The sequence below is a fragment of the Shewanella sp. SP2S2-4 genome, from assembly GCF_031932025.1.
GTDB lineage: Bacteria > Pseudomonadota > Gammaproteobacteria > Enterobacterales > Shewanellaceae > Shewanella > Shewanella baltica.
Genome location: NZ_JAUOER010000001.1, coordinates 17,073 through 25,800 on the forward strand (window position 1 = coordinate 17,073; position 8,728 = coordinate 25,800).

10 protein-coding genes and 1 tRNA gene are annotated in these 8,728 nt (G+C 46.9%); 5 read left to right on the forward strand and 6 right to left on the reverse strand.

The window, feature by feature from the left end; all coding sequences use genetic code 11:
* Window positions 1-52 precede the first annotated feature (52 nt).
* Together Q4Q54_RS00155 and Q4Q54_RS00160 are read left to right on the forward strand one after the other, a co-directional pair.
* The gene (locus tag Q4Q54_RS00155; protein ID WP_006083887.1) at window positions 53-268 is read left to right on the forward strand and encodes a DUF4224 domain-containing protein; all 216 of its coding nucleotides are present in this window, start codon (window positions 53-55) and stop codon (window positions 266-268) included.
* Entirely contained in the window at window positions 261-1,277 is a 1,017-nt protein-coding gene (locus Q4Q54_RS00160; protein ID WP_311987095.1) for a tyrosine-type recombinase/integrase, read from the forward strand. The genes Q4Q54_RS00155 and Q4Q54_RS00160 overlap by 8 nt, the downstream gene beginning before the upstream one ends.
* Window positions 1,278-1,370: 93 nt before the next feature.
* Here the strand turns inward: Q4Q54_RS00160 and Q4Q54_RS00165 are convergent.
* Window positions 1,371-1,447 (reverse strand) — tRNA-Trp (locus tag Q4Q54_RS00165).
* Between the two features lie 368 nt (window positions 1,448-1,815).
* Here Q4Q54_RS00165 and Q4Q54_RS00170 point away from each other — a divergent pair.
* Window positions 1,816-2,154 carry a PBPRA1643 family SWIM/SEC-C metal-binding motif protein gene (locus Q4Q54_RS00170; protein WP_106651392.1) on the forward strand — a complete coding sequence of 113 codons (339 nt, stop codon included), beginning with the start codon at window positions 1,816-1,818 and terminating at the stop codon, window positions 2,152-2,154.
* Between the two features lie 111 nt (window positions 2,155-2,265).
* Here Q4Q54_RS00170 and Q4Q54_RS00175 read toward each other — a convergent pair whose 3' ends face one another.
* The 4 genes from Q4Q54_RS00175 to Q4Q54_RS00190 are packed head-to-tail and all read right to left on the reverse strand — an operon-like array spanning window position 2,266 to window position 5,340.
* Complete coding sequence (locus Q4Q54_RS00175; RefSeq protein WP_311900302.1) at window positions 2,266-3,207, reverse strand: hypothetical protein; 942 nt, start codon at window positions 3,205-3,207, stop codon at window positions 2,266-2,268.
* 46 nt (window positions 3,208-3,253) lie between these two features.
* Window positions 3,254-3,412, reverse strand: a complete 159-nt coding sequence (locus Q4Q54_RS00180; RefSeq protein ID WP_311987097.1) for a hypothetical protein — start codon at window positions 3,410-3,412, stop codon at window positions 3,254-3,256.
* Window positions 3,409-4,356: a 3'-5' exonuclease gene (locus tag Q4Q54_RS00185; protein WP_311987451.1), complete on the reverse strand. Its 948-nt coding sequence runs from the start codon at window positions 4,354-4,356 to the stop codon at window positions 3,409-3,411. The genes Q4Q54_RS00180 and Q4Q54_RS00185 overlap by 4 nt, the downstream gene beginning before the upstream one ends.
* Window positions 4,357-4,404: 48 nt before the next feature.
* Window positions 4,405-5,340, reverse strand: a complete 936-nt coding sequence (locus tag Q4Q54_RS00190; protein WP_311987099.1) for a DUF808 domain-containing protein — start codon at window positions 5,338-5,340, stop codon at window positions 4,405-4,407.
* A gap of 251 nt (window positions 5,341-5,591) precedes the next feature.
* Here Q4Q54_RS00190 and rpiA point away from each other — a divergent pair, with 251 nt between their 5' ends.
* Entirely contained in the window at window positions 5,592-6,254 is a 663-nt protein-coding gene (rpiA, locus tag Q4Q54_RS00195; RefSeq protein ID WP_028761507.1) for a ribose-5-phosphate isomerase RpiA, read from the forward strand.
* A 254-nt stretch (window positions 6,255-6,508) separates the two neighbouring features.
* Here the strand turns inward: rpiA and Q4Q54_RS00200 are convergent, their stop codons facing one another.
* The gene (locus tag Q4Q54_RS00200; RefSeq protein ID WP_106651397.1) at window positions 6,509-7,699 is read right to left on the reverse strand and encodes a class I SAM-dependent rRNA methyltransferase; all 1,191 of its coding nucleotides are present in this window, start codon (window positions 7,697-7,699) and stop codon (window positions 6,509-6,511) included.
* Between the two features lie 497 nt (window positions 7,700-8,196).
* Between Q4Q54_RS00200 and Q4Q54_RS00205 the strand changes: the two genes are divergently transcribed.
* Complete coding sequence (locus Q4Q54_RS00205; protein ID WP_311889890.1) at window positions 8,197-8,649, forward strand: hypothetical protein; 453 nt, start codon at window positions 8,197-8,199, stop codon at window positions 8,647-8,649.
* Window positions 8,650-8,728: the final 79 nt, after the last annotated feature.

An 8,728-nucleotide genomic window follows, 5' to 3' on the forward strand; every position in this document is an offset into this window, starting at 1 on the left:
AACAGGTGTTATCCATGTTGGTAAGCCATAACTATGTGAAGGAGTTTAGACCATGAGCCAGCTATTAACTGATGCTGAACTTGAAGTATTGAGTGGATTAAAGCGCCCAGGTGCGCAAGTAAAATGGTTACGTGATCAGGGCATAAACTGCTTTATACGTGCCGATGGTAAACCTTCTGTCACTTGGGATTTTGTGAATAATCCTCGGGGTATGTTGGTTCATCACAAATCAAGCGAGCCCAACTTTGGAGCACTAAGCAATGCGTAAACGTAAACCTGAGGATGCTTGGTTACCACCTTCAGTCTACATTCATCGCCGTGCTGGAAAGCCAATTTGTTATGTGATTAAGCGTCCTAACTCGACTAAGGTGCTGTGCAAAATCACGGCGAGTAAAGCCGAGGTATGGACTGCATACGAAAAGGCAGTGGCTGAGCTTAGTCTTGAGTACACGGTTAACCGTTTAGCTATGGAGTATTTGGATAGTGCAAACTTTAAAGAGCTTGCCCCCAGAACCCAGCGAGATCGGGACCGTGAACTTAATGTGTTCAGTAAAGTGTTTGGCAGTATGTTACCGGACCGAATTGAGCCACATCATATTAGGCGATATATGGATCTAAGGGGGCAATCAAGTAAGACCCAAGCAAACCATGAACTCGCGGCAGCTAGCGTGATGTTTGCTTGGGGTTATGAACGTGGGCGCTGTAAAAGCAATCCCGCAAAAGGGGTTAAAAAGTTTAAGGTAAAAGCTCGCGATAGATATATTACGGATTCGGAGTTCGACGCCCTGCTTTCATGTGCAGAGATAAGGTTAAAAATTGCCTGTGAAATAAGTTACCTATGTGCAGCAAGGCAAGGTGATGTTTTGCAATTAACTTGGTCGCAGGTTAATGAAGATGGCTTGTTTATCCAACAGGGTAAAACAGGGAAAAAGCAAATCAAAGCTTGGTCGCCTCGACTGCGAAAAGCGATTGCCGAAGCAAGAACTCTGCATTCAGGCATTGCCAGTATTTATGTCATTAATAAACATCCCAGCGGGAAATTAACACAAGATGGATTGCGCAGTGCTTGGAAGCGAGCGATGGCAAAAATGGAAATGGATTATCCGCAGATTGAACGCACTTTCACGTTCCATGATATTAAGGCTAAAGGTGTATCAGACTTTGAGGGAACACTGTCAGAGAAGCAACAATACTCGGGCCATAAAACCTTGGCACAAGTGAACACCTACGACAGGAAAGTGGAAATAGTACCGACAATTGGTAGCGTTAAAAAATGACTACTTATTCAATCCGAGTAAAATCATTTTCTACGTTTTATTCTACGCAAAATAAAACGGCTCGCATATTTCTATGCAAGCCGTTGTTTTATTTGGCAGGGGTGGCAGGACTCGAACCCGCAACCATCGGTTTTGGAGACCGCTGTTCTACCAATTGGAACTACACCCCTGTTGACGTGGGGCATTATGCTAAAAGCACTTCCAAAGGTAAAGTACTTTTTATGACAAAACTCATTAACTGAAGGTTTTTCAAACAAGTTAGACGATTACTGTTGAATTAATTACCACTGAGATTAAAAAGCCACCGCATATCGGGCACGATGTTTTAACGAATGCATTATCTAGAGAATTAGCCGCCCTAATGTCCTAGCTAGAATCACTGCAGTAAATTCGACAGATATGGTTGTTTCGACAAGTTTTGGACCACTTAATGGCAAAAGCCACACATTTATCGAAAAAAGATCTGAGTTCGATTTATAAAATCGGCGTTTTATAGTATAAGCATCGTCAATTTCATACACTGCTCGACGGAACCAAGATGTCTGACAAATTTTTCTTCAAAGGTCGTAAAACGCCTAAGCCAAAGCATGAGAGCTTTGGTTACAACACTAAGCGTGCCGCTAAACCGGGTACAGAAGCTTTCCCTCTGCAATTAATCGTTGCAGATGAAGCGCGTAAACTCGAAGTTGCCGCGATTGTTGCCGAACACCAGCTGTTCGCCAATATCGAAGTCAATGCTGATGTTGCTGAAGATATCCTTGAGTTAGAAGGTTTATTGAATAAACCTAAGACCACAACGTTCGAGAAGAAACCGAATCGTAACGAGCCTTGCGCTTGTGGTAGCGGTCAAAAATTCAAGAAGTGCTGCGGCAAGTAAACGCTTTAATCAGCGTTATGAGTAATAGAATAGATAGGGACTTTTGCCGTGACGTTTTTGTACGTCGGGAATAGCCCCTTTTCTCTCCCCAATTCTAGTTTCTGCCCAAAGCTAATCTTCCAGCTTCGAGATAAAAATCCGCTGCAAATCGTTATTCCACAGCTGAATAATTTTGCGGGTCTTTTCTTTATTCCAAAAACATTTGCCAAATAAAATCAATCCCGCCCCTTCTAGGCAGCGTTTATCTTCTATTTCAAATTGCGCCAATAATGGCTGTTTTATCCCATCGATAGGAATGCCGATATCTTTACTGTCAGCGGGATTAAGCCAGCTCATGGTCGGGTCTGTATGGGATATTGTGCCCCAATACATGTGGGGTTTGTTATCAAGCGGGTCGGCATCGGCAAAGTTGACGAACAGGTTCTTCGCCCGCCAACGGTATTTGCGCTCACTGTCTGTATATACCCAGAGATCAGATTTCGCCAGATCTGTACCGCGCAATAAACTGTGCAGTAACTTTTCGAGCCCTTGGCTTGGCACCCGTTTCTCGGTTGTGCGTGCCGCAGTGTTAACTTGATAGTCTGTTTTCGACTCTTGCACTTGACCGTCCGCTGACGATGCAACAGGTACTGGTGACGACTCAGATATAGAAGACGACTTAGACGTCGGCGCGGTCTTACTTGCGGATGACGCAGTGGATGCTTTATTTGCGGAAGAATAGCGGCGAGGCTTGCGGCTGAAATCGATCATCAATGCATCGGCGTCCACCAGCTGTTGCTGAACTTCGATAGCATCTTGTTCCTCGCGGGATTTTTGCGCCGAGGGTTTAAATTCAATGCAATCAGCTTGGTGATAACGCGAGCCGAAACAGGCGGCTTTGCCATCCTTGGAAGCTTTACGGAAATACGCTTTTCCGCCGCACGCAGGGCAAATTAACCATTGTCGTAAGCGCTCGATATCTTCATCGGGTAATTGCTGAAACTTAAAAACACTGTAAGTGGTTCTCGCTGTTAAATGATCCTCTGTTTCGAGTTCACAAATGGCATCTAACATAGCGTTCTCCTTTATTTTTACCTGTTAGCAGATGCTCACAAAATCACTAAGCCCAGGCATTTACCCCAAGGGTAATCATCGCTAACAGGATCAACATGCCCAGCACGCGGTAAATCAAACCTAAGGTACTGGTGCCCTGCGAGCTCATATCCGAGTGTGATGGCCTGATGTTTTCCTTTGCGGCATCTTGGTTTTTGCGCTTCATGCAACATCCTTAAAATATTTCGCCAATGGCGCCGCTAGACTCAAAGGGATTAACGGCGCGGCTTTTGTGGCACTCGATGCATGATAAAAAGGCGTCAGCTGAGTGATTAACGCATTGAAACACATGAGCGCCGCCAAGGCATCGGCGGCGGCATAATCGATTTGCGCGCTAGATAAAGGCACATGCTGCCAATTCGATAGGGTGATTTTTTTCGGTTTATCGATACGGGTGCCCAGCAGAGTCGCCACCAATTGGCGCGTCCCCATTTCTTTCTCCGCCCCAAGTTGCGCCAGTGCCCAGTTTAAATCTAACTTTGAAGCGACATTGATGCCCCATTGCCGCTTGAGAGCCTGCGCATCACTGCGTAAACCAACGCCGACTTTGAGTATATTTTCATCTTCTAATACGGTTTTTAACTGGGTGAATTGCTCACCTAAAATGGCATGTTGAAATAGATAACAAGCGTCCGCTGTCGCGATTTGGATAAGGCTCAGGGGATGTTGTACGCCGCACTCAAAACTCGCACGGGTTTCAGTATCAAAACCTAGGACTGGCTCAGCCTGTAATCGCGCGACAACCGCATCGAACTCCGATGGTTGAACCACTTCAATGTGGAACTGTTGAAATTCAAAGGCCGCTAATGCCGCCATGTCAGCATCATCGATACGAGTCGCTAAGGCAATCCGCTGCTGCAACCACAAATACGCCAACTGACGCTGCGCTTGCCGCTGAGTCTGAGTCTTCGCATTGGTGGGCGTGTCAGTCTCAGCCACCTCACCTTCTAACGACTCTCCCTCTAACGCCTCGGTCGATGCATTGAGCTTATCGAGATAAGCCGTGCCCGCAGCATCCATTGCTGCAATCAAGCCGTTGGCATCTTTACCTAATTCTTTGCGTAACCAAGCCAACTTACTCGGGGAGATACAGTACTTCATTAACTTCATCATCGCCCTTCCTTGTTGAGTTAACCCTCGATTGTCGATGCGCGCACCTCACTCGCCACGCAGCTTCTGTATCCCTGTCATCACAGCAAGGGCGACTGCGCCAGCAACAACGCCAAATAGGCCATTAAGCACACTTGGCGTCAGTACGGCAAGCACAGGTCCGACAAAGCCCATAGCCGCGACGGCTTGCTCAGCATGGTGAATTTGCTCGCCAATCATGTGTAAGCCATGGGTTAAAATCCCGCCGCCCACCATAAACATGGCCGCAGTGCCGATAATGGTTAAACTTTTCATCAGCACAGGTGCGGCGCTCAATAAACCAAAACCCAGTTTACGGTTCATTTGCGTTAAGGCCGACTCGCCTTCACGCTGACTCAAGTACAAACCCGCATCGTCCATTTTCACAATCGCGGCCACTAAACCATACACACCTATGGTCATGATGATCCCGATAACGGATAAGGTGAAAAACTGCGTCGATAGGGATTTGTCCGCCACTATGCCTAAGGTAATCGCGATAATCTCCGCCGATAACACAAAGTCGGTACGAATCGCGCCTTTGACTTTTTCAGCCTCGTAAGCGGCTAAATCTTTGATGTCTGGAAGTTCGCTTTCCTCTTGCGTTTCGCTGTGTGGTAGGCCTTTTCTGTGGCTATAGCTGTGGTGCAGCTTTTCGAATCCTTCGTAACACAAAAACAGTCCACCAAACATCAATAACGGCGTTACCGCCCAAGGAATAAAGGCGCTTATCAGCAGGGCTGCGGGCACTAAAATGCATTTATTACGAAACGATCCCTTAGCTACCGCCCAAACAACGGGCAATTCACGATCGGCACTCACACCTGTGACTTGTTGAGCGTTGAGGGCTAGATCGTCCCCCAGTACACCTGCGGTTTTCTTTGCCGCCACTTTACTCATTACCGCTACGTCATCCAAAATCGATGCGATATCGTCAAGTAAGGTTAATAAACTTGCGCCAGCCATGCTAAATCCCTCTACAAATCATCTATAAACCATTCTGCTTTTGCCATAGTAGCTTAGTTAGATTAGTGACGTATAGCGAAATGCTTTCCAACTTAACTACTTCAGTTGCTTAGGTTATTGGGGCCGCTGACTGATATTGACCAGCCTGCAATCTAGATCACAGCTAAGGCGGAATTGCGCCACATTATTTATCGGAAAAGAGTATACTAAGCGCAGAATTTTTTACTCATTTGCCGTTACAGGATGTCAACATGACTCAAGATGAAATGAAAAAAGCTGCCGGTTGGGCCGCACTTAAGTACGTTGAAAAAGACAGCATTGTTGGTGTTGGTACGGGTTCGACTGTGAATCACTTTATTGATGCACTGGCAACCATGAAAGCCGATATCGAAGGCGCAGTCTCTAGCTCTGAGGCATCAACTCAGAAAATGAAGGCGCTGGGTATCCCCGTTTATGACTTAAACAGCGTCGATCGTTTATCTGTCTATGTGGACGGTGCCGATGAAATCAACGACCGCATGGATATGATTAAAGGTGGCGGCGCGGCATTAACTCGCGAGAAAATTGTCGCGGCTGTGGCTGAAAAGTTTATTTGTATCGTGGATAACACTAAGCAAGTCGACATCCTAGGTGAATTCCCACTGCCAGTTGAAGTCATTCCTATGGCGCGCTCTTATGTGGCACGTCAGTTAGTTAAGCTAGGCGGCGATCCTGTGTACCGTGAAGGCGTTGTTACCGATAACGGCAACGTGATCCTCGATGTGTACAATCTTAAGATCCTTAATCCAAAAGAATTGGAAAGTCAGATCAATGAGATCGTCGGTGTCGTCACTAACGGTCTGTTCGCTAAACGCGGCGCAGATGTGTTGTTAGTCGGCACCCCTGATGGCGTAAAAACCTTTACCGCCAAATAAGTTAAGCGTTAAAGCTTCCATCGCAGTCACAAGGCTGCTGATGTAAAAACACGGTAAAAATACGCAATAAAAATGCCAGCCACTTTTTCAAAGGGCTGGCATTTTTTATGGTTTTTTAGGGTTCAATGTTATCTGACTCAGCCATCTATTCTCTGACTAAACGGCCTATTCTCTAACTAAACCCACATCGCAGGCAGCTTATATCAAACGCTTGGCTTAAGCTCTAGCGACTATCTACCAAGCTCTTGCCGCTCTTACCAAGCTCTGGCGACTAAGCCTTTTAAGTAGAATCCTTCTGGGAAGGCGCTACCGATAGGGTGATCGCTCGCTTGGCTTAAGCGTTCAATAAACTGGATTTCACGTTTCGCATCGAGCGCAGCATCGGCCACGATTTTTTGGAACAGATCCGCAGGCATTAATCCCGAGCAAGAGAAGGTCAATAACACGCCGCCCGGATTCAACAACTGCAATGCAATCATGTTGATGTCTTTATAACCACGGCAAGCCCCGTTTAACTGCGCCTTATTATCAGCAAACTTAGGCGGGTCGAGTACGATCACATCGAAGGTCTTGCCCTCATCACGGTATTGGCGCAGCAACTTAAACACATCGGCTTCATTGTAATGCACATTGTCATCACTCAAACCGTTCACTTGCATGTTTTGGCGCGCCGTCGCTAATGCTAAAGAAGACACATCGACATTTTCTATGCTGGCGGCGCCCGCTTTGGCGGCGTACAAACCGAAGGTGCCCGTGTAGCAAAAACAGTTCAATACCGATTTATCTTTCACAAAACGGGCAGCAATGGCGCGGTTATCCCGTTGATCGAGATAGAAACCTGTCTTATGGCCTTTAATCACATCGACGGCGATCTTGATGCCGTTTTCTTCGATAATCACTGGCATTTCAGGCAGAGTGCCATGCAGCAAACCCGTAACAGGCAGCAGGCCTTCTTTCTTACGCGAATCCACATCGGAACGCTCATAGATAGCGCAATCAGGATATTGCTCGGCCAATAACTCAACTAAGGTGTCGCGCCATAAATCAGCACCTGTGCTCAGTAACTGGCACACCAACACATTGGCGTATCTGTCGATGGTGATCCCAGGTAAACCATCGGACTCGGCGGCCACTAAACGATAGCCCGTTAAGCCTTGCTCGCGGATCAGATCGTTACGGCCGATTTGCGCCCGCTGCAAACGTCTGGCAAAAAACGCGCGATCAATTTCTTCTTCGCGATCAAAAGTCCAAATCCGCACTTGGATTTGCGACTCAGGCGACCAAGCACCACGACCTAACCAATGACCATCATGCGCGACCACATCGACTGTCTCACCCGCTTCAGGTTTTCCCTTAATGTTATGAATAGCATTGGAAAATACCCAAGGATGGCGACGCTCGAGTGACTTCTCGCGGCCGGGTTTAAGTTTGATTCTGATAGCCATAGTTGCCTTTAAAAATAGTGCCGCCACTAAAAAAGGGCTGCAGTCTAAAAAATGGGAAACGGATGATATACCCAATGTCACCTGAGTGCGAGTACTGAACGCGCCGCAGCGCCTATTTACCATCATCCACGGGTTGCCGATCATACCTTATTTACGTCGTAAAACCTGTGTAAGAAACGCCATTTTTTTCCATAAATAGGGCGATTTCCCGACTCTCTCGATCGCGCAGGTCTCGATTATCACAACATCATTTTAACTTAAATTGAAAGATATTGGTCTAAGTGCGGGTCTCATTAGCGCAACAGGAAAAAGCACTGCGCATTCGAAAGGCTCGTTTAGCCAGCGCACAAGATATTCAAACGAATCGCTCGATAACAACTAGGCTTACTCCTGTGTTTATTAGTCATTGCTTTATAAGTCGTCGATTTACAGCAGTCGTTATCAAAGCAACCAAATTAAGATTACTCATTAGCAGTCACACTCAAAAGGATTAGATCATGAATAAGAAAACACAAACTGCACTGACAGGCGCCGCATTAGCGATGGCAATGGCAAGCATGGCGGGTTACGCCAATGCCGCCGAACCTATGGCTGGCGCTGACAGTACCGATCTCGTACATTGTTATGGTGTAAATGCCTGTAAAGGCCATAACGATTGCAAAACCGCCGATAACGCCTGTGCCGGACACGCCAGCTGCAAAGGCAGTGGTTTTGTGGCTATGCCATCAAAAAGCTGTGGTGATGTCGGCGGTAAAGTCGCAGATGACTGGGTGGGCAAAATTGCTAACGCCGAACTCGTTCACTGCTATGGCGTTAACACCTGCAAAGGCCATAACGATTGTAAAACTGCTGACAACGCCTGTGCGGGCCACGCCAGCTGTAAAGGCAGTGGTTTTGTTGCAGCACCGGCAAAATCCTGCGGTGATATCGGCGGCAGAGCAGGCGCTTAAACGCCAATATGCCGATTATAAATCGTGACCAGTTTGTGCTGGTCACGTTTATCCCCCTGTTTACCACCCTGTTAACCCA

Coding starts and splice junctions, on each gene's coding strand:
- Q4Q54_RS00155 (WP_006083887.1), top strand. CDS start 53: ATGAGCCAGCTATTAACTGATGCTGAACTTGAAGTATTGAGTGGATTA.
- Q4Q54_RS00160 (WP_311987095.1), top strand. CDS start 261: ATGCGTAAACGTAAACCTGAGGATGCTTGGTTACCACCTTCAGTCTAC.
- Q4Q54_RS00170 (WP_106651392.1), top strand. CDS start 1,816: ATGTCTGACAAATTTTTCTTCAAAGGTCGTAAAACGCCTAAGCCAAAG.
- Q4Q54_RS00175 (WP_311900302.1), bottom strand. CDS start 3,207: ATGTTAGATGCCATTTGTGAACTCGAAACAGAGGATCATTTAACAGCG.
- Q4Q54_RS00180 (WP_311987097.1), bottom strand. CDS start 3,412: ATGAAGCGCAAAAACCAAGATGCCGCAAAGGAAAACATCAGGCCATCA.
- Q4Q54_RS00185 (WP_311987451.1), bottom strand. CDS start 4,356: ATGAAGTTAATGAAGTACTGTATCTCCCCGAGTAAGTTGGCTTGGTTA.
- Q4Q54_RS00190 (WP_311987099.1), bottom strand. CDS start 5,340: ATGGCTGGCGCAAGTTTATTAACCTTACTTGACGATATCGCATCGATT.
- rpiA (WP_028761507.1), top strand. CDS start 5,592: ATGACTCAAGATGAAATGAAAAAAGCTGCCGGTTGGGCCGCACTTAAG.
- Q4Q54_RS00200 (WP_106651397.1), bottom strand. CDS start 7,699: ATGGCTATCAGAATCAAACTTAAACCCGGCCGCGAGAAGTCACTCGAG.
- Q4Q54_RS00205 (WP_311889890.1), top strand. CDS start 8,197: ATGAATAAGAAAACACAAACTGCACTGACAGGCGCCGCATTAGCGATG.